The 19,789-nt window shown below is 65.5% G+C and carries 18 protein-coding genes and 1 tRNA gene; 14 read left to right on the forward strand and 5 right to left on the reverse strand.

The genetic code is table 11. The features are described from left to right. Positions 1-90: 90 nt before the first annotated feature. From FJZ36_07825 to FJZ36_07865, 9 genes are read left to right on the forward strand one after another with little or no spacing between them, the layout of a single operon-like run. Entirely contained in the window at positions 91-570 is a 480-nt protein-coding gene (locus FJZ36_07825) for a cytochrome c maturation protein CcmE (GenBank protein MBM3214806.1), read from the forward strand. Continuing rightward, on the forward strand, positions 567-2,639 hold the full coding sequence (locus FJZ36_07830) for a heme lyase CcmF/NrfE family subunit (GenBank protein MBM3214807.1): 2,073 nt from the start codon (positions 567-569) through the stop codon (positions 2,637-2,639). Before FJZ36_07825 ends, FJZ36_07830 begins: the two co-directional genes overlap by 4 nt. Then, positions 2,636-3,178: a hypothetical protein gene (locus FJZ36_07835; protein MBM3214808.1), complete on the forward strand. Its 543-nt coding sequence runs from the start codon at positions 2,636-2,638 to the stop codon at positions 3,176-3,178. Before FJZ36_07830 ends, FJZ36_07835 begins: the two co-directional genes overlap by 4 nt. A 15-nt stretch (positions 3,179-3,193) precedes the next feature. Next, positions 3,194-3,625: a hypothetical protein gene (locus FJZ36_07840; protein MBM3214809.1), complete on the forward strand. Its 432-nt coding sequence runs from the start codon at positions 3,194-3,196 to the stop codon at positions 3,623-3,625. After that, the gene (locus tag FJZ36_07845; protein MBM3214810.1) at positions 3,622-4,947 is read left to right on the forward strand and encodes a carboxypeptidase regulatory-like domain-containing protein; all 1,326 of its coding nucleotides are present in this window, start codon (positions 3,622-3,624) and stop codon (positions 4,945-4,947) included. Before FJZ36_07840 ends, FJZ36_07845 begins: the two co-directional genes overlap by 4 nt. A gap of 5 nt (positions 4,948-4,952) precedes the next feature. Beyond that, positions 4,953-5,648, forward strand: coding sequence for a heme ABC exporter ATP-binding protein CcmA (gene ccmA, locus FJZ36_07850; protein MBM3214811.1), 696 nt, complete (start codon positions 4,953-4,955; stop codon positions 5,646-5,648). After that, positions 5,645-6,352 (forward strand): hypothetical protein, encoded by a 708-nt coding sequence (locus tag FJZ36_07855; protein ID MBM3214812.1) that lies wholly within the window; start codon positions 5,645-5,647, stop codon positions 6,350-6,352. The genes ccmA and FJZ36_07855 overlap by 4 nt, the downstream gene beginning before the upstream one ends. Positions 6,353-6,355: 3 nt before the next feature. After that, on the forward strand, positions 6,356-7,027 hold the full coding sequence (locus FJZ36_07860; protein MBM3214813.1) for a cytochrome C assembly protein: 672 nt from the start codon (positions 6,356-6,358) through the stop codon (positions 7,025-7,027). Positions 7,028-7,050: 23 nt separating this feature from the next. Then, entirely contained in the window at positions 7,051-7,383 is a 333-nt protein-coding gene (locus tag FJZ36_07865; protein ID MBM3214814.1) for a CcmD family protein, read from the forward strand. Positions 7,384-7,407: 24 nt separating this feature from the next. On the opposite strand, the gene FJZ36_07870 is transcribed toward FJZ36_07865, so the two are convergent. The 4 genes from FJZ36_07870 to FJZ36_07885 all read right to left on the reverse strand — a co-directional run bounded on the left by FJZ36_07870 (position 7,408) and on the right by FJZ36_07885 (position 15,364). After that, positions 7,408-9,039: a citramalate synthase gene (locus FJZ36_07870; GenBank protein MBM3214815.1), complete on the reverse strand. Its 1,632-nt coding sequence runs from the start codon at positions 9,037-9,039 to the stop codon at positions 7,408-7,410. A 175-nt stretch (positions 9,040-9,214) separates the two neighbouring features. Further along, positions 9,215-9,853, reverse strand: a complete 639-nt coding sequence (locus FJZ36_07875) for a hypothetical protein (GenBank protein ID MBM3214816.1) — start codon at positions 9,851-9,853, stop codon at positions 9,215-9,217. Positions 9,854-10,511: 658 nt separating this feature from the next. After that, positions 10,512-11,492, reverse strand: a complete 981-nt coding sequence (locus FJZ36_07880) for a DNA-processing protein DprA (protein MBM3214817.1) — start codon at positions 11,490-11,492, stop codon at positions 10,512-10,514. Between the two features lie 20 nt (positions 11,493-11,512). After that, positions 11,513-15,364, reverse strand: a complete 3,852-nt coding sequence (locus FJZ36_07885; GenBank protein ID MBM3214818.1) for a hypothetical protein — start codon at positions 15,362-15,364, stop codon at positions 11,513-11,515. Between FJZ36_07885 and FJZ36_07890 the strand changes: the two genes are divergently transcribed. The 5 genes from FJZ36_07890 to FJZ36_07910 all read left to right on the forward strand — a co-directional run bounded on the left by FJZ36_07890 (position 14,855) and on the right by FJZ36_07910 (position 19,436). Further along, positions 14,855-16,459 (forward strand): NAD(P)-dependent oxidoreductase, encoded by a 1,605-nt coding sequence (locus FJZ36_07890; GenBank protein ID MBM3214819.1) that lies wholly within the window; start codon positions 14,855-14,857, stop codon positions 16,457-16,459. The two genes, FJZ36_07885 and FJZ36_07890, sit on opposite strands and share 510 nt — an antisense overlap. A gap of 57 nt (positions 16,460-16,516) precedes the next feature. Beyond that, a complete protein-coding gene (locus FJZ36_07895) occupies positions 16,517-17,098 on the forward strand; it encodes a cob(I)yrinic acid a,c-diamide adenosyltransferase (GenBank protein ID MBM3214820.1) in 582 nt (193 codons plus the stop codon). After that, complete coding sequence (locus tag FJZ36_07900) at positions 17,095-17,475, forward strand: hypothetical protein (GenBank protein ID MBM3214821.1); 381 nt, start codon at positions 17,095-17,097, stop codon at positions 17,473-17,475. The genes FJZ36_07895 and FJZ36_07900 overlap by 4 nt, the downstream gene beginning before the upstream one ends. A gap of 87 nt (positions 17,476-17,562) precedes the next feature. After that, complete coding sequence (locus tag FJZ36_07905; protein MBM3214822.1) at positions 17,563-18,459, forward strand: dihydrodipicolinate synthase family protein; 897 nt, start codon at positions 17,563-17,565, stop codon at positions 18,457-18,459. A gap of 170 nt (positions 18,460-18,629) precedes the next feature. Continuing rightward, a complete protein-coding gene (locus tag FJZ36_07910) occupies positions 18,630-19,436 on the forward strand; it encodes a hypothetical protein (protein ID MBM3214823.1) in 807 nt (268 codons plus the stop codon). 13 nt (positions 19,437-19,449) lie between these two features. Here the strand turns inward: FJZ36_07910 and FJZ36_07915 are convergent. Continuing rightward, positions 19,450-19,544 (reverse strand) — tRNA-Sec (locus FJZ36_07915). Positions 19,545-19,789 lie beyond the last annotated feature (245 nt).

A 19,789-nucleotide genomic window follows, 5' to 3' on the forward strand; every position in this document is an offset into this window, starting at 1 on the left:
GCCGACGGTCTGCGTGAGTCGCCAGGAATCGGCTATGCTAGTGACGGGAGCGATTGAAACGGCTTCTCGCCCAAGGACGGAGGATGTGACATGAGGCGAAGCCCCATCAAGTTCGTGCTCGCTGGAGCCCTGTTGACCATCGGCGCTGCCGCCTTTGGTGTCGCCACGTTCACCAAGCAGGGAGCCAGCCTGACGCATTTCACGCCGGATCAGCTCGTCAGCGCCGAGAAGCATGTGCTGTCGAAACGCGGCATTCAGGTGGATGGATTCGTCGCGGAGGGGACGGAGCAGTTCGATCCGGCTGGTCCCGAGCTCCGGTTCAAGGTCCGCGACGAGGGCAAGACGGCGTTCGTGAACGTCATCTACCGCGAGGGGCTCAAGCCGGATTCCTTCCAGGAAGGGCAGGGAGTCGTCGTCGAAGGGACGTATGATCCCGGGACCAATACGATCCAGGCGTCGAAGCTGATGACGAAGTGCCCGTCGAAATACGAGGCGACCTCTGACGCGCAGACTTCCGCGAGCGCGGCGCAGGATAGGTCCAAGGCGGAAGTTGCCGGGAGCGCTCGATGATCGCATTGGCGACGGCAGCGACGTACGTGACGCTAGTGACGGGTCTGTGGTCGATTATCGCGCTGGGGTACGGGCTTCGGATGCGGGCTCCGGGATGGATTCGCAGCGGCAGGCGGGCGGTGGTCGCGACCGGCTTGCTGGTGACGTGGACGACGATGGCGCTCGTCTACGCCCTCGCGTCGGACATGTGGCATCTGCAGTACGTCTGGGCGAACTCCCTCGAACAGCAGCCGTTCGGGTACAAGGTGGGATCCCTCTGGGGCGGCATGTCGGGATCGATGCTCTTCTGGCTATGGATCCAGGCGGCTACCGCCGCTCTTGTCGCCCTGTTCAACAAGAACATCGAAGAGGCGGTGACGAACTACGCGTTGCTCATCTTGTCGATCATCACGTTGTTCTTCGCGGTGATGTCGGCGGGCTTGATCCCCGGCGTGGATCATCCGTTCAAGTGGCTGGACGCCTCGCACATCGCCGCCATCGAAGCCGGAGAGGCGATACGCGGCAAGGGGCTGAATCCGCTTCTCCAGACGCCCGCGATGCTGCTCCATCCGCCTGCGCTCTACGCGGGGTTCGTCCTGCTGAGCGTTCCGTTCGCCTATGCCGTCGGGGCGCTGATGGCGGGAGCCGGCAGCAGCACGTGGATCGTGCGCTCCCGGCGGTGGACGATCTCGGCGTGGCTCATGCTGTCGCTGGGACTGCTGCTGGGCGGCGCGTGGGCGTACCACGAGCTGGGCTGGGGCGGCTACTGGGGGTGGGACCCCGTCGAAAATGCGGCGCTGCTCCCGTGGCTGACCATCACGGCATTCCTGCACTCGGTGATGATCCAAGAGCATCGGAACATGCTCAAGGTGTGGAACATCGTCCTCATCACGGTGACGTTCCTCCTGGTGATCTTCGGGACGATGCTGGTGCGCAGCGGCGTGCTCTCTTCGGTTCACGCATTTGGGCAGTCGAAGGAACTGCTCATCTACTTCGTGCTGTTCCTGCTGTTCGTGATCGTGTCGGTCACGGTTCTGACGATGCGCCGATGGGAGGACCTGCGCAGCCCGAACGCGTTCGACTCGCTCGTGTCGCGCGAGAGCGCGTTCCTGCTGAACAACTGGATCTTCGTCGTCTGCGCGGTCGTCGTTCTGGCAGGGACGACTTTCCCGGTCATCTCGGAAGCCTATTACCAGATGACCCAGGGGATCGAGCGGAAGATCGCCGTCTCGGAGCCCTTCTACAACACCTTCATCGTGCCCATCGGCTTGATCCTGATGGTGATGACGGGGATCGGGCCCCTGATCTCATGGAAGAAAGCGTCTGGGTCGAACCTCAAGCGAAATTTCTCGACGCCGCTTTGGGTCGGCGCGGTGGCGATGCTCATCTGCGTCTATCCGTTCTACATGATCGGAATCCAAGAGCCCGGCGGGTTCCCGTGGGCTCGGACGATCTACGCCCTGCTCTGCGTCTGGTCGTCCGTGTTCGTCCTGGTGACCGTCATCGTCGAAGTGCAGAAGGGCGTCCGTGTCCGGCTGAACCGAGGTTCCACAGGCTGGTTCTCGGCGATGTGGGACATGACGATGCGGAACAAGCGGCGTTATGGCGGGTACCTCATTCACGTGGGGATCGTGCTCTTCTACCTGGGAGTGCTGGGCTCCAAGGGGTTCCAGATATCCCATCGCCAGATTCTGGCTCCCGGCGACACGTATGAGATCGGCGGGTACACGCTGACCTACGCAGGGGAACCGTTCCAGGAGCGGACCGCCAACTCGTGGCTCGTCGGCGTGCCACTGGAAGTGCGCAAGGGCGGCAACCTTGTGACGACGATCAAACCCGCGCGGGGACACTACGACAACAACGAGGACAACCCGACCTACGAAGCCGCGATCCTGCGCCGGCCCGGCGGCGACCTCTACGCCGCCCTCGGGGAAATCACCGAGGACAAGCGGGCGGACATCCAGTTTTTCTACAACCCGCTCGCGTGGATGGTGCTCTGGTTCTCGCCGCTGGTCATGGTCGCCGGCGGGATCATCGCGCTCGCGGAGAAGGCACGCGGCAGAGAGACGGCGGAAGGAGCCACCGCATGACCATCCGTCGAGCGATCTTCGCCGCAGTGGTCCTGCTCCTCGGAGCGTGGGTCGGCTGGGCTCAGACGCCGAACGACGGCTCGGAGCCGGACCACGGCATCGAGTACCAGTCGAGCAAGACGTTCAACCTGACGCTCGAGCAGGAGGCGACGCTGAAGGAGGCGACGCGCGAGATCCTCTGCTACTGCGGTGGTTGCCCCCCCACGCTCGTCGATGACTGCCTCTGCGGCACTGCGCGGGCGCTCAAAGACGAGATGAAAGAGCGGATCGTTGCGGGTGTCGCCCCGAGCACGCTCGTCGCCGAGTACATCGCGCAGTATGGCGAGCAGTATCTCGCCGCGCCGCCCAAAGAGGGCTTCAACTGGTCGATCTGGATCTTCCCTGCGGTCGCGTTCGTCGTTCTCGGCATTCTGTTCTGGAACGCGATCCAGCGCCTGACGCGTCGTCCCGCTGAGGTCGCGAGACCCACGGTCGATAGCGAGACGGTGGATCGCTACCGCGAGGAGATCGAACGTCAGGTGGGCAAGCGCAGCTCGTAATCAGGATCCCGACACATGTCTTTGACCGCCGCGATCGTTGCCAGTGTCTTTCTGATCGGTGTACCGCTGGTGGTCTATCTTCTGCGGCCCATCCTCAAGGGGGCTCAGGAGCCCTATGTGGATCACACGACGGAGACGGAGATCGACGAGCTCTACACCGAGCGGGAGCGCAGCTACACCGCCTTAGCCGACCTCGACTTCGACTACGAGTGCGGGAAGCTGTCGACCGGGGATTATGAGCAGTTGCGGAACGCCCTCATGGCGGAGACCGCCGAAGTCCTCGCGCTCATCGACGAACGGATCGCCGCCAAGGAGTCCCGGCGGTCTCCATCCAAGAAGGCGCGCCGCCGCGCCCAGACGACGCCCTCGACGGACGACGCCCTCGAGAACGAGATCGCCCGGTACAAACGCACACGCCAATCCGAAGACAGATCGGAGTCCGCATGATGACGCGTCGGGCCCACTCCCGACCCTCGCGGGAGCATCGCCGCCGGTTCCGCCACCCTGGGAGCCTGGCGCTCTCATGGATCATCGTCGCTTGCGCCGCATTCGGAGCCGCGCAGATCGTTTCGACCGCCGCTGCACAGGGCGCTGCCGCCGCAGGCGTGCTCAAAGGCAGAGTGCTGCAGCCGTCCTCCGGCAAGACGTTCGCCGGAGTCAGCGTCAAGCTGGAGACGACGTCCGGCACGACAGCGGAGCCACGCGAAACCGTGACCGGCGAGGACGGTTCCTTTGAGTTCACGGGTCTTCCCGTCGATGACACGACCGCGTACACGCTGTCGGCGACCGTCGAGGGCAAGACGCTCAAACGCGAAGGCGTGGCGCTTTCGACATGGACACCGGAAGTCGTCGCCGACTTGGAGATGGTCGACGCCTCCGGCGACCCGGGTCACGTCCATGTGGATCGAATCACGACGATCCTGACGCCTTCCGAGGCGCCGGAGATCGTGCCGGTCATCGAGTTCGTCGAGATCCACAACGACCAGGATGCGCCCTTCGCTGCGAAGGACGAGCAGGGCAGGACGTTCGGTTTCCGGATCGAGCTTCCGGCTGCTGCGATCAACATCAAGGTCGAAGGCGAGGCGATCCCGCACCTGATCGAGGGAACCACGGTGTGGCTGACCGACCCGCTGGTGCCGCACGACAACTTCGTGTCGATCTCCTACAACGTCCCCAAGGCGGAATCGATCGACCTCTCCCGCAAGCTCCACACGAAGGTCGAGGAATCGCTCGTCCTCATCGGCGGCGGGTCGTGGCAGCCGACGACGAAGGGGTATGAGAAGCAGGAACCGGTAGATATTCACGGCGCGAAGTACGCGTCGTTCAGCCGGCATTCGCTCGAGGCGGGCATCGTCATGCCGATGACGTTCAAGCCCGGCAGCGGGAAGGCTCCCGGAGCCGGCGGCGACCAGACGCCGATCCTCGTCATCGTGTTGATCGGAGTCTTCGCTCTGCTGGCAGGGGCTGCGCTGGCGACCTGGTGGGCGCAGCGAGGTCGCGAGACCTCGGCTCCGACGAAGTCGGCGCGTTCCGGTGCGGCGGCTCGCCCGCGCACGCCCGCGAAGGCTCCCGCCTCGCCCGTCGAGGATGACAATCTCGCGGGTCTCTCCAACGATGAGCTCGAGGCGCTCAAGCAGCACCACCTGGAATCGATCGCCCGTCTGGACGAGTCGTTTGGCAAGGGCGAGATTTCGGAGCGCGTCCACAAGCAGCTTCGCGAGGAGCAGAAGGCGGAACTGAGCCGCATCGTCGCGCGGTTGGACGCCTAGACCCCATGGCGACGCTCACGGCGGATCGGCTCGCCAAACGGCTGGGGCATCGCACGATCCTCCGGGACGTCTCGTTCGAGTTGGGCGGCGGACAGTGCGTCGCCCTCTTCGGAGCGAACGGAGCCGGCAAGTCGACGCTGCTCACGGTGTTGGCGACGCTGGCGGCTCCGTCCGACGGACGACTACTCTGGAACGGCGAAGACCTCTCGTCAGCCAGAGATGCCTACCGGCGGCGGGTCGGCTATGTCAGCCACCAAGCCCTTCTGTACCCGGACTGGTCGGGAAGGCGGAACCTGCGGTTCTTCGCCGCGTTGCATGGCGTCGACCGACCGAACGACCGCGCCGACGAGCTGCTCGAGGACGTGAACCTGTCGGCGTTCGCCGACGAGCCGGCGCGCATCTACTCGAGGGGCATGCTGCAGCGCCTGTCCATCGCCCGTGCGCTCGTCCATTCGCCGGAAGTGCTGCTTCTCGACGAGGTGTTCACCGGCTTGGACGCGGCGATGGTGAGCCGCGTATCGGCGCGGATCGAAGCGGAACGCGCCGCAGGAGCGGTAGTGCTCCTGGTGACCCACGACGCCGAGGCGGGGCACCGCTTGGCGACCGAGTGCTGGTTCCTACGGAACGGCGGCATCGAAGCGATCGGCAAGCCGCCGGTGAACGAGCTTCGCGCTCGCTTTGAGAAGCTGAGCGTGCCATGATCCGACACCTCGCCGTTCTGGCACGCAAAGACCTCGCGTTGCAGTGGCAAAGCCGGGACGCGCTGCTGCTGGTCGTGCTCTTCGCGCTGATCGTGCTGCTCGTGTTCGCCTTCGCCTATGGGCCCTACTTTGCGCCGCTGGAACTGGACGCGGACGCTCGGCGGCTCGAGCTCGGCAAGCTGGCGAGCGCCGTCTTCTGGATCGCGATCTCGTTTGCCGGGGTGATCGCTCTGAACCGAAGCGCGGAGATGGATCGGACGCAGGGAGCCATCCAGTCGATCCGGTTGGCGGGCATACGCCCGGAAGCGATCTATCTTTCGCGCGTCCTCGCGATGACGGTGCTGCTGCTGGGCGTCGAAGTCGTGTTGGCTCCGTTGGCGGTCGTGTTCCTTCAGGTGCGCGCGTTCGCTCTGCCGGACGCGGCGCGTCTCGCAGGGATCGCGTTGCTGGGAACGGTGGGGTTCTCGGCGCTCGGATCGTTCCTGTCGGCGATGACGGCGTCCGTAAGAGGGCGCGAGAGCTTCCTGTCGGTTCTGCTGCTGCCGCTGTTGGTTCCGCTGCTCATCGCGGCGACGAAGTGCAGCGTGCCGGTGTTCGCCGCCGAGCCGTTGCGCGACACGTCGTGGCTGGGCTTGCTGGGCGGCTATCCGTTCGTCTGCCTGGCTGTCTGCACGCTGTTGTTCGAGTCGATTCTCGAGGAATGACCCATGTCGAAAGAGCTTCGACGAGCCCTGTTCGGGCTCGTCGCCATCGCCCTGGTTCTCTACACGAGCATGCTCATTTTCACCCGCGCGCCCATCGAGAAGCAGATGGGCGAGGCGCAGAAGATCTTCTACTACCACGTCGGGTCCGCGTGGACGATGTTCCTAGCGTTCACGATCACGGCGGTCGCGGGAGTCGTCTACCTTGTGCGGAAGAGCCCGAAAGCCGACGCGGTCGCGGGGGCTTCCGCCGAGCTCGGGTTCGTCTTCGCGACGATCGTCCTCATCACAGGCTCGCTCTGGGGTAGAAGCGCGTGGGACACGTGGTGGAACTGGGAACCGCGCCTCACGTCGATGCTGGTGCTATGGCTCATCTACGCCGCGTATCTGCTCTTCCGCTCGACGATGCGGGGCGAACCGCGCCGACGGAATAGCTCCGTGTTCGGCATCCTGGCGTTCGTGATGACGCCGCTGGTCTATTTCTCGATTCAGCTTTGGGGCAGCCTTCTCCACCCGAAGACGAGCACGGTGCGGAACCTCGATCCGGCGATGCTGCAGGTCGTGGGCATCTCGGGACTGGCGATGCTGGGCGTCTTTCTGTTTCTGCTGATGGTGCGCGCTGGTCTTGAGAACGTCGAGACCGAGTTGGACGCGCTGCGACATGAGCGCGTCCGCTGACGCGCGCTACCGGGAGGATCACGATGCGCTGGCAGTGGGCGGTGATCGCGGCGATGGCGCTGTTCTTCGGCGGGATCGGCATGATGGCGACGATCCCGGTCGGGGTTTCGGCGGCGGACGTCGAAGACCAGGCGCAGAAGATTCAGAACGCTGCGCCGGATAAGCCGGGCGCAGATGCGGTTCGCGAGGCGACTCAGTATCTTGAGGGACGCCAACGCAGCCGCCTGACCTACATGTTCGTCGCGTACATCGTCATCTGGGCGGCATTGGGCGGGTACATGGTGAGTCTGGCGCGCCGCCAGACGCGCTTGCTGGACGAACTGAATCGGCTTCAGGGTCAAATGGGTAAGGAGTAGTCGGCGCAGAGCCGAACGCCTTCGTCAGGCGTTGCCGGTTCCGTTCTGGCGCCGTTTCAGGTCGCGGATGATCTTGTACTCGAAGCTGTCGACAAGCGCTTCCCATGCCGCCTGAATGATGTTTTCGGAGACGCCGACGGTTCCCCACGTCTCGTGCCCATCCGTCGACTCGATCAGCACGCGGACGCGCGCAGCGGTCGATACCTTTGAGTCGAGGACGCGGACGTTGAAGTCCGTCAGCGAGACCTCCCGCAGGTTCGGGTAGAAGACCTCCAGCGCCTTCCTCAGCGCGTTGTCCAGCGCGTTGACGGGCCCGTCTCCCTCGGCGGCGGTGTGCTCCTCCAAGCCGTTCGGCTCCCGCACCTTGATCGTCGCCTCGGCTCGCATCGAGTGGTCGCGGAACTTCTCGATGATGAGCCGGAACCCGTGCAGGTCGAACGCCGCCTCGTAGCGTCGCATCGCCTTCTGCGCCAGGAGGTAGAAGGAGGCATCCGCCGCCTCGAACTCGTAGCCGAGATTCTCCGCCTCTTTCAACCGGTCGTAGATCGCCTGCGTATCCGGCGACCCTTTGTCGAGGTGGGGGTATTCCTTCTCTAGCCGTTCCACGATGGCGCTGCGTCCCGCCTGATCCGAGATGAGGATACGTCGGTTGTTGCCGACGAGCTCCGGCTGCACATGCTCGTAGGAGATGGGGTTCTTCCGAGCGGCATCGGCGTGGAGCCCGCCCTTGTGGGCGAAAGCGGACCGTCCGACGTACGCCTGCCGCTCGTCGTGCGCCTGGTTCGCCAGTTCGCTGACGAGGCGCGACACGGTCGTCAGTCTGCCCAACTGTCCGTCGACGAGGCAATCCAAACCCAGCTTGAGTCGGACATTGGCGATGATCGTCGACAGATTCGCGTTGCCGCAGCGCTCGCCATAGCCGTTGAACGTGCCCTGAGCGTGCGACGCGCCCGCTTCGATGGCGACGACGGCGTTGGCGACGGCGACTCCGGCGTCGTTGTGCGTGTGAATGCCGATGGGCGTCGGGAAGCGCTCAACGGCGCTGCGTACTGCTTCGGCGACCGTGCCGGGCATCGTTCCGCCGTTGGTATCGCAGAGAATCAGCCGCGTTGCCCCTCCGGCGACCGCTGCCCCGAGCGTTTCCATCGCGTATTCGAGGTTGGCGCGCAGCCCGTCGAAGAAGTGCTCGGCGTCGTAGATCACCTGAACGCCATGCGACGTGAGGAACTCGGCGGAGGAGCGGATCAGCTCCAGGTTGGTCTCCAGCGAAATGCCGAGAATCTCGCGTGCGTGCAGGTCCCATGTCTTGCCGACGATGGTTGCGTAGCCGCATCCGGCTTCAAGGAGCGCCAACAGGTTGGGGTCGTCCTCGGGAGCCCGATCCTTCCGCCGCGTGCTGCCGAACGGGACGAGCTTGGCGTGCTGGAGCTCGATGAGCTTCGCCCGTTGGTAGAACTCGACGTCACGCGGATTGGAGAAGGGAAAGCCGCCTTCGACGAAGTCGATGCCGAGACGGTCGAACTCCTGAAGCAAGTGGAGCTTGCCCTCGACGGAGAAGGCGATGCCCTCTGCCTGGCTGCCATCGCGGAGCGTTGTGTCGTAGATCTCGATCCGCCGGGTCGATGCGTCGGGTTGGATGGCGCGGTCGTCCTGCATGGATCGGCATCACCTTAGGCGTGGCTTCGGTTGCGAACCCATGGTAGCACAGGCAACGTACGATAGAAAGCCCGCACGGGCCCTCGTGAGAGGAGCCGTGCGGGCAAATCGACTCAGTGGATCGCCCGGAGCAAGGACTGAGTCGTCATCTTGCCCCAACCGATCGCGAAGCGTCTTACTGCTTCGCCTTGGTCGTGAAGGTGACGCTCACGTTCGCCTTGTTGCCGGCGAGGTCGATCACTTCACCCTCGACCTTGTAGGTCTTCTCGTTGACGAGTTCCTTGCCCTTCGGCGGCTTCAGCGTGACGGTCTTGTCCTTAGCGGCGGCGACCCATCCGAGGTCCGTGCCACCCTCAGAGATCTTGACCGTCGCCTTGCTGATGTTCTCGTTGAACTCGAGAACAACGCCGTCGGCGTTGGGTCCAGCAGGATCAACGTCCTTGGCATTGTCCGCCGGCTTCGACGAGGCGAGCTTCGGAGCGTCCTTGTCCTGGGGCAGCAGCTTGTAGTTCAGGGTCTGCGTGCCGCCGTCCCAGGTCAGGGTAACGGACGCGGCCGTCACGGTGACCTTGCGGGTCGTGCCAGCGCCCTCGACCGTTCCGCCGGTAGCCGTTACAGCGCCCGGATCGGCATCGAAGGTGACCGTCACCACGGAGCCCGTCGGAATCTCCGCCCCGTCAGCCGGATTGGCGGAAACGAACTTTGCCTTCGCGGTTTCCTCGTCATCGCCGCCGCAGCCGACCATGAGGGCCGACGCGGACACGACGAGCGCAGGAACCATCAGCAGGGCGAAGAGCCGGAGTGCCTTCTTCATTGTGGTCCTCAACTCCTTACGGTTGGGGTATCGTGTTGCCTGGCCAGCCCCCCGAGCGGGACGACCCACAGCATCCTGAACAGGATTCTAACCGATTGCTCGGTATTGACAAGGGCCAATTGCAGAAGCGACGCCCGGGCCGCATCCGCATTACATCAACGCCTTTTGACAGCCTGCCGTCTCCAACGAGCGCAACGGACATCGCTCGACGCGACACCGGAATGCCTAACCAGCCCTCGGTCAGGACGCAGTCAACGTCTCGGCACACTAGATTACGCGGATTCGGCATCTCCTGTCAACGGTCGCCGTACAGCCTCCATCGAGCCGGATGCTCAGCGGACGATACTCGGTTTCGCGGATGGATCCTCCTTTCGCTCGAACGGCTCACGTTGATGCCTTCTGCGATCACCCTCAGGTCGCCCTCACGGGGAGGGCTACCGGATCCTCAGCGAATCCTGCGATGCTCGTGCTTCCCGGATGGAGCGGCATCGGTCTCTGTGGCGGCAAACATACGACATCACGCCGCATATGTCAAAGAGAGATACGTGCTCCCGCGTTCCCCTATCAGAACGCTCAGCGAGTCTAACAGAGAAAACCGCCCGGTGTAAAGCGAAAAATGGCGCCTCAGGTCTTCAGCGACATCGACTTCCGGCGGCAATCAGCTTCGTCCGAGCGGCTCATCGACGACATCCGGCGTCGGATCGTCCACCGCTCGCTCGTAAAGCAGCCTCGGAACGTCGTTCCGAACGTATGACGCGAGCAGCCACTCGTCGAACGTGCGCTTCGTCAGCGGGGTTGCGCTGCCGGAGTCGCACAGCGCGCGAGGACCTTCCGCAAGGTTCCCATTCGGCCCCCAGTCCCACACGCCGACTGAGCGGCGCTGCTGTCCGGCGAAGCGAACCGTGTGCATGGCTCCGTCGGTCGTGCCCGATTGCACCAACAAGACGTGGCTGCTCATCCCGCTGATGAGGCGGTTCCGACGGACGAGCCAACGCGCGCGCGCGCTGCCCCAGAGACGCTCGGAGACGACGGCTCCTTGCTCGCGGATCGCCGCCGCCAGCGAACCGTGTTCCGGAGGATAGAGAGACAGGGGCCCGTTGCCGACGAATGCCACCGTCGCCTGATACGGTGTCGATGCCAAAGCGCCGCGATGGGCTGCCGCGTCGATCCCTCGCGCCAACCCGCTGACGACGATCCAGCCCGCTTCGACGGCGCGAGACGCAGCCCATTCCGCGATGCTCCGCCCGTCGTCGTCGGGCTCTCGCGTGCCGACGACCGCCAGACAGCGCCGTTCATCGGATGGCAGGTTCCCTTGGACGAACAGCACAGGCGGCGCGTCGCGCAACGATTCGAGCGCGGACGGGTATGCCGCCTCGCCGCAAAAGACGGGTGCAACGCCGGCTCGTCGCAGGGCTTCTACCTGGCGCTCGACCATCGTCAAGTCGCCATGCCGCGCCGCGATCCGCTGCGCCATCCGCGCGGACAGACGAGGCGAAGCGGCGACGATGTCGATATCGCGCGCGCGCAGCACATCTCCAGCCGAGTCGAAGCGCTGCTCCAGGGCTTGGAAGCGTCGGGCGTTGAGTCCCTCGATAGAAGCGAGAGCGATTCGGTCGATGTCGTCCATCGTCTCCGGCATGAGTCCGCGCTGGGCTCCCGTCAACGGATGACGGCGACTTTTCCGATCACGCGGTCGCCTCGCCAATCGATCGCGTACGTGTAGACGCCCCCGGCAACCGGCGCGGACGACGTGTTCCGCAGATGCCACACCCAGCGCGAGGTCCCGTCGGCGACCCCCTCGGCGACCTGGCTCCCAGCGGCGTCGTAGACGCGCACCTGAGCCCCCGGAGGCAGTCCGTCCACGGTCACGCGCGCGGCATGGCTGCGAGCCGGTACCACGGGATTGGGGTAAACCCGCACGGCGCGCAGGTCGGTTACGGAACCGTTCGCCGGTTCGACGATGATGTCGGCAACGACCCGCGACGCATCGACCGGCATGCCTTCCACGCTGAGGACGCGCTCCGGTGCGACGATCTCCACGCGATGCGTCCCCGATGCGAGCGCGCCATCCAGCAACAGTACGACACGCGTACCGGCGTTCCCGTAGGAGATCGCCGAGGATGGAACTTGGGAGCGTCCTGCGATGCCCGCGACGCGATAGGAAGCCGGCTCCCGAGCGGAGGCTCCCATCGCCAGACTGAACGAGACCGCGATTCGGTCCGGAGCGAGGGCTTCGGCGCTGAGGAGCTCGGGCTGCTCCGAGACGAGAACGGCGACGGAATCCGATCGTCCGCCCTCGGTCTCCACTTCGTACGCGTAGCGGTTGCCCGGGCTGACGGAGTCATCGTCGAAGCTCGTCCCGTTGGCGACCGTCGCGATTCGCGTTCGCGTCCCGCCGTTGGCGGTTCGGAGTATTTCGGCGGAACCGACTGGCGTGTCGATCTGCCATTCGAGCCGCACGCGCCGCGAATCGAGCGGGCGAATCGTCAGCCCGTACGGGCGTGTTGCGGCTCCCGATCCGGGCTCGCCGGTCACGATGCTCAGAAGTCCCTGGCTCGTGAAGAGCAGCTCGTCAGCGCCGTCGCCCGTCAGGTCGAGCGCCGCTGGAACCGTGTTGAGCGCCGGAGCCGCCCACGCGAGCGCAAGACCGTCATCAGACGCCGACAGCGCGTAGAGCCCGCCGCCGGCAACCACGATGATTTCGGGCTCACTGCCCGCCGTCATTCCGGCTGTGAGCAGTCGCGGCTCCTCGTCGTCGGCGAGCAGGCGCATCTTCCACGACTCGGCGGGCTGAGCCGCGACGAGCAGTCCGAGAGTCCGATCCCAGCGATGCAGCGAGACCGACAGGAACCGTCCCGTCTTGCCGGCGGGGTCGAGGGCTTCCGTCGCTAGGATCGCCAGCCAGCGAGTATCCCCAACCATTGCCGCCGTGATCGCGCGGATCTCGCGGTACGGCGTCTGGGCGCTCCACCGATGCGCCAGCGTGCCACCCACCATGCCGAACGCGACGATCTCGCCGTCGGCGTCGCCGACGAGGATTTCAGGGAGATCGTCGCCATCGATGTCTCCGACGGCGACGGTTTCCGTGAGCAGATTCGTGCCCTTCGTCGGGTTGTCGAGGACTGCGAGCTCCGCGTAGCGGTCATCTCCGACTGCGCGATACACGACGATCCGCGCGCTACCCCGCCGCGCGACGATCTCTTCGATGCCGTCGCCGTCCACGTCTGCGAACTGTCCATGCCGGAGGTCTGTCCCGCGCCAGGTCTCTACGGACGGGTAGGCACGGGGCGCGGCGGCTTCGAGCAGCACCAGATTGCCGTCGGACTCCCCGAGGACTTCGACCAACCCGTCGTTGTCGGTGTCTCCGATGTCTTGGGGCGTGAAGGGACTGCGGAAGAAGTGCACGGCGCGGATTCTGCCGTCGGGTTCCACCTGATAGACCTGCGTCGCGCGGAACCCGGCGTTGTTGGGCGTTCCGCCGATGAACTCGGGCATGCCGTCGCCGTCGAAGTCGGCGGAACGCCGGGCGACATCCATCGCGGACAGCCGTCGGGTTCCCAAGGACGCGCGCGCGTTGGGGTTCGGCGGGTTCGGGCTGTAGTCGAGATCACCGGTCGCCGTAACGGACATGCCGACGCGGTTCGACGCCTCGATCCGGTAGCGCCACTTTCCCGGCGTCAGGTAGTCCGCGAGCACGATCATGTAGCGCCGTTCCGCGATGCCGAAGCCCATGGGACCGAGCCTCTCCGCGCCGTCCAGACGGTCGAACACGACTTGTCCGGCGATGGGGTCGTCCGCCTCGACTTCGAGCAGCGCGACCGCCTGCGCGTTGGCGAGAGCCTGAACGACGCCGTGTCGCAGCAGGCGCGGCAGCGAGTGGTCGACCACGAGCGGGACCTGGTCGCGGGCGATGTTGCCGGACGTGTCGAACACCTCCAGACGCAGCGAGTACTCTCCCTCGGCGATCTGGCTCGTGTCCCAAGTCCAGAGCGTACTATCGACCACGGGAACCGACCGCGACTCGTAGACCTGGTTCCACGACGCGGGAGTGATCGATTCACCGATGTGGATGAGGTAGTGAGAAAATGCGGGCCCGGCGGCGGTTCCGCGAAGCTCCAATCGCCGGTCGGCGCCCAGGAACGACGCATCGGCGGCGATGGATGCCGTCAAAGACTCGGACGCGATCAGGGCGCGCCGTGCGTCGAGCCGCCCGACGCCGTCGGCTTTCCCCGCGTGGTTCAGCGCCGTCGTCGTCGCTCGGAGGATGGTGCGCACTTCAGCGGCGGTCAGGTTGGGTCGCCTGGAACGCATCAACGCGGCGACACCGGCGACGTGCGGTGATGCCATCGACGTGCCGCTGAGCGTGCGCAATCCGTCGCCGATATCGAGGCTGAGGATGACGATTCCGGGCGCGGCGATGTCCACGCCGGTCCGGGCGTTTGTGAAGTAGGCGGCATCATCGTTCTGATCGGACGCCGCGACCGCGATCACTTCGGGAAAGGCGGCGGGATAGACGATCGCTGCCCGGCTGTCGTTGCCCGTCGCCCCGACGAGCACGACATCCTGCGAGGCGGCGTAACGGATCACGTCGCGGAGGAGGAACGAGCCTCGCTCGTCTCCCCAACTCATGTTGATGACCCGCGCGCCGTTCTCTACGGCGTAGAGAATACCTGCCGCCGAGTCGTCCTCCTGCAAGAACGTCCCGCCATCCCGGGCGGCGAAGCCGGAGCGGATCACCATCAGCGGGCAGTTCCAGGCGACGCCCGCGACGTCGATGCCGTTGTCGGGCTTGGCTCCGACGATGCCGGAGACGTGAGTCCCGTGTCCGGTCTCGTCGGACGGGTCGGCGTCTCGCTCGCCGAAGTCGCCCTTGCCTCCGGCGTTCACGGCGTCGACGAAGTCCCACCCGTGGATATCATCAATGAAGCCGTTCCCGTCGTCGTCGATGCCGTTGTCGGGCACCTCGCCGGGGTTCGTCCAGAGCTGGCTTCGCAGGTCGGGATGCGTCAGGGCTGCGCCCGTGTCGATCACGGCGATCACGCCGTTGGGTCCGCCCTTCTCGATTGCCCAGGCGGCGGGCATCCCGATGAGCGGCAGGTTCCACTGCTCCGCGTATTGCGGGTCATTCGGTGTGATGGAACTCGGATCCGGCTTCGCAAGTGTCGGGTACAGGTGATTCGGTTCCGCCCAAACGGCTCCGGCGGCTCGGTAGTCGTCCGCCGCGCCGCTCAGAGGGATATCGGCGGCGAACCGGAGTATCCAGGTGCGTTCGAGCGGACGTCGAAGCGGATGGGCTCCGGGCATCGGTTCCGCGAACCGTTCGGCGGACCGCAGCCGCCAGCGGCGATTCGTAGGCAGGAACTCCAGCGCAAACAGCGGGTCCCGGTCGTCGAGAAGCTGGACGATCAGCTCTCGGGGCGTGTCGAATCCCGTCGAGACCTGGCTGAGCGAGGGAACGCCGAAGCGCTCCGCTGCGCCGGCGCGTTCCTCGTAGTCACACACGAGAAGCATCGTCAGCAGGCAGAGGTGAGCCGCGCGAGCCTGGCGAGACAGCGTGGATCGGCGTGGGAGGTCGAGATGGTTCACGCGACTATTGTCGGCGCGGAGCCTCGGATGTCAAGAGCCTCGCCGAAGCCGTCGGCGCACGTGTGGTTCCTCTCCGGCGTGGGTATGATGGCGTTGTGGGCGCTGCGGTTCGGGCATTCATCGGAGGATGCGGCGATGTCGGATCAAGGTCGAATCGGGTTCATCGGTCTGGGCTCCATGGGCGGGAACATGGTCGGGACGCTGCTGCGGTCGAGGTACGGCGTTCTCGCGTACGATCTGGTGGCGGAGCGCGTCGCCGAGTGCGTGTCCCGTGGCGCAGAGGGAGCCAGAGACGGCGCGGAGATCGTCAGTCAGTGCGGCGTGGTGATGACCAGCCTGCGTTCCTCGGAGCAGTTCATCGGCGTCGCGGAGGGGGTTCTTCTGCCCAACGCCCGGCAGAAGCAGGTGTTCGTCGATATGGGCACGACGTCGGCGGTGGCGACGCGACGGCTGGCGGCGGCGTTCGCCGAGAAGGGCGCGGCGTTGGTCGATGCGCCGGTCAGCGGCGGACCGCAGGGATGCGCTCAAGGGAACCTGCACATCTTCGTCGGCGGCGACGAGGATGCCGTCGCGCGGTGCTGGGATATCCTGCAGGCGCTGGGCGACCCGGAGCGGACGGTGCACTGCGGGCCCAGCGGCGCGGGGCAGGTCGTCAAAGGCGTCAATCAGTTGGGCATGGGACTGGGAGCCGCCGCCTATCTGGAGGCGCTCGCGTTCGGAGTCCGCAGTGGCGTGAGCATCGACGCGATTCGTCAGGCGGTCGGCGGCGTGTCGGGCTGGCGGGCTCACTTCGCCGCCATCGCCGACCAGGTGGATTTGGGCAGGGCGACCGAGGTCTACGTCAAGTTCCCGGAGTTCCCCTACTTCATCGAGCACGCCGAATACGCGGGGTTCCCCATGCCCCTCATGGAATCGCTTTACGCTTTCCTCGGCGCCGCCGAGCGGTCGGTGCGGGACAACATGGGTCGTCCGACGGTCTCGTTCTGGCAGCAGTTGATGGGCAGATCGCGCGAGGCGTAGTCGATCCACTGGACGAGCGCTCCGTGCATCGGGCATCCTGGGCGTACGGAGAACCGCATGCGAATCTACACGCGCACGGGCGACGGCGGCGAGACCGGCTTGGTGGGCGGGGATCGGATCGCCAAGGACGATCGGCGCGTCGAGGCGATGGGAACCGTCGATGAGCTGAACTCGTGGATTGGATCCGCCGCTGCCGAACTGAACGGCTGGCGAGACGACGATCTGCTCACAAGCCTGCGCCGAGCCCAGCAGCGTCTGTTCGAGATCGGCGCGCGACTGGCGACGCCCGAGGGCTCCGACCCGGACGCGTCCGGTATCCCGGCTCTTGGCTCGGATGCGGTTGAGCAACTGGAGGCGGACATCGACCGGTGCGAAAGCTCGCTGCCGCCACTTCGGGCGTTCATCCTGCCGGGAGGCAGTCGAGCCGGTGCCTCACTGCACGGTGCGCGAACCGTCTGCCGCCGCGCCGAACGCTGCGTCGTCGCGCTGGCTCACGACCATGCGGTCGATGAACAGGTGCTGCCCTATCTGAACCGACTGTCGGACTACCTCTTCGTCGCCGCGCGCACCATGAACGCCCGCGAAGCCCGACCCGAACCGGTATGGCAGTCGCAGAACCCGAATACGGGGGAGTCATGATCTCGGAAGCCCCGCCGCGCCGATTGTTGGTGCTGGCAGACCTCTATTTCGCCGCCAAGCTGAAAGAGTGCGCGCGTTCATTCAGCTTTGAGACGCTCGGCGCGCGAGACGAGCAGTCGGCGTTCGAACGGATCGAGACGCACGCGCCCGAAGCCGTGTTCCTCTCGATGAACCGAGACGGCTTCGACTGGCGCGCCTTCCTGAGCGCCCTCCGCGCGAACGCTGCGACTTCGACGCTGCCCGTTCTCGTCTTCGGCAGCCACGTGGATCGAGACGGGTTCCGTGAGGCGGAAGCTCTCGGTGCGGATATCATCGTGCCGAACTCGCGCGTCGCGTCGGAGTTCCCCTACCTCTTGGCGTCGCTCGTCAAGCTCTGACCGCGCGTTGACCGGTCTGCAGCCGTCCTGCTAGAATCGTGCGCCGATACGCCACGCGGCATCACGACTCGTTTGTCAGGAGCTACGATGTTCCCACAGCGACCTGCAGGCGTGTTCCCGCCAATCGTCACTCCGCTGGACGAGCGCGAGGGTCTGGAGCCCGCCGGATTCGAGGCGCAACTGGAACGGCTCATTGCCGCCGGCGTCCATGGCATCTACCTGCTGGGCTCGTCAGGAGAGTGGGTGACGCTGCGCGAGGATGTCCGCGACGATGTGGTCCGCACCGCAGTACGGCTCGTGAATGGACGCGTTCCGATCATTTGCTGCGTCATGGACACGTCGACGGAGCGCGTCCTCGACAACGCCGCGCGCGTGCGCGATCTGGGCGTCGAAGCCATCGCGACGACCCCGCCGTTCTACTACATGCCCTTCGCGAACGCCGACCTGATCGACTTCTACGAACGCGTCGCCCATGCCGCTGGACTCCCGACCTTCATCTACAACATCCCGAGCACGACGAAGGTGATGATCCCGCCGGAGGTCATCGAGGAGCTCGCCGACTTGCCGAACATCGTCGGGATCAAAGACAGCTCCGGGAACTGGATCCAAGCCATCGAGCTCATCGACCGCGTGGGCGAACGAGACGACTTCGTCGTATTCCTCGGTTCCCACGTCCTCGCCGGCGGGGCGATGCTCTTCGGGGCGAAAGGCGCGGTCATGTCGTTGGCGAACATTGATCCCCGCGCCTGCTGCGACCTATTCGACGCGGCGATGCGGCGCGACATCGACGCCGTTCACCGGATTCAGCGGCGTCTGCTGCATCTCGGGAGCATCTACAAGCACGGGCGCGAGATACCGTGTATGAAGACGGCTCTGGAGCTGATGGGCGTCTGCGGAGCCCGAGCCACGCACCCGATGATGCCCGTCAGCCCCGAAGGCAGAACCGCCATCGCGGACATCTTGCGATCCCTCGACCTCTTGTAGAACCGCGTTCCGCCAAGCCTGTTGGTTCGTCAGATGAAGTCCATTCCTACCCCTCATCCTAACCTTCTCCCACAAGGGGAGAAGGAACCAGAACTCCCTCTCCCCTCGTGCGAGAGGGCTGGGGTGAGGGGGAAAGCACGAACCACGTACCATGAGCCTGACAGACCACTATGATCTCGATCCTCGCCATCGACTTCGACGAGACGGTCACGCTCCGCGATACGACGCCCAATCTGCCGGAGCTCGCCGCCTCCGCGTTGAACGACGCGGACGCCGTCGATTTGCGCCGTCGCTGGCTCGTCGGGGCGAGGGCGTACTACGCGGACTGGCAGCGCGTCTACGACGAAGCGCTCGCCGCCTCCGCCCCTGCGGACGACACATACGCGGCTCTCGTGCGCTTCTCGACCCGGTTCGACGCCATTGAGCAGAGCTCCATCGCGTCGGTCATCGATGGCGGGTTCCTCCGAGGCATCCGGCGGGACCGGCTCCACGACCTCGGCGGCGCGGTTCCCAAGCGTGACGGGGTGCTGGAGACGCTCGCCGACTGCGCCGGGTTGGGCATCGACCTACACGTCATCTCCGCCAACTGGTCGGCGGACCTCGTGCGCGCCGGCATCGGCGGGCTAGGGGTTCCCATCCACTCCAACGACCTCGACTTCGACGAACGCGAGGTCTCGACGGGTCACCTGCACCGGCGCGTCGTCTCGGGAACCGACAAGGCAGAGCGCTTCCGCAGCCTGAATTCCGGGGCGGGTCTGCGCATGTTCGTCGGCGACAGCGTGACGGACCTGGTCGCGATGCTGGATGCCGACGTGGGCGTGCTCATCGGCGGCAAGGCGTCGGCGGTCGCCGTGTGCGAGCGGGTCGGGATTCCGCTGGAGCCGTTGAAGTCGGCGCGTCCGCCGAGACCCGGCTACATCTACGTCGTGGAGACGTGGGAAGAGATACGGCGGTTCTTGTCCGACGCTTCGGCGTGACGGCGTGACGGCGTGGCGGGAGAGGGTGGGAGTCGAACCCACCGCGGACGGTTGACGCCCGCAACTGGTTTTGAAGACCAGCAGAGCCACCGGACCCTATCCTCCCCCGGCGGCGGTGTTCTACCACGCCAGACGCGCACGCGCAAAACCGGCGCGAGCCATGATGCAGAGGTTCGCTGCGCTTCGCAGAATGACAGGGCGACTGCTCGTTCGCCCGCGCCCACCCAAGTTTCCCGACGCTCCGGGCGCATGTACGCTATGATTCCCCTCACCGTCGCCGACGGGCGAGACGGCTAGAGAGGAACCGGCGTGCTCCCGGACGACCGGCAGTCGGAACCAAGCTTACCACCCGA

The sequence above is a fragment of the Candidatus Poribacteria bacterium genome (assembly GCA_016866785.1).
Classification (GTDB): domain Bacteria; phylum Poribacteria; class WGA-4E.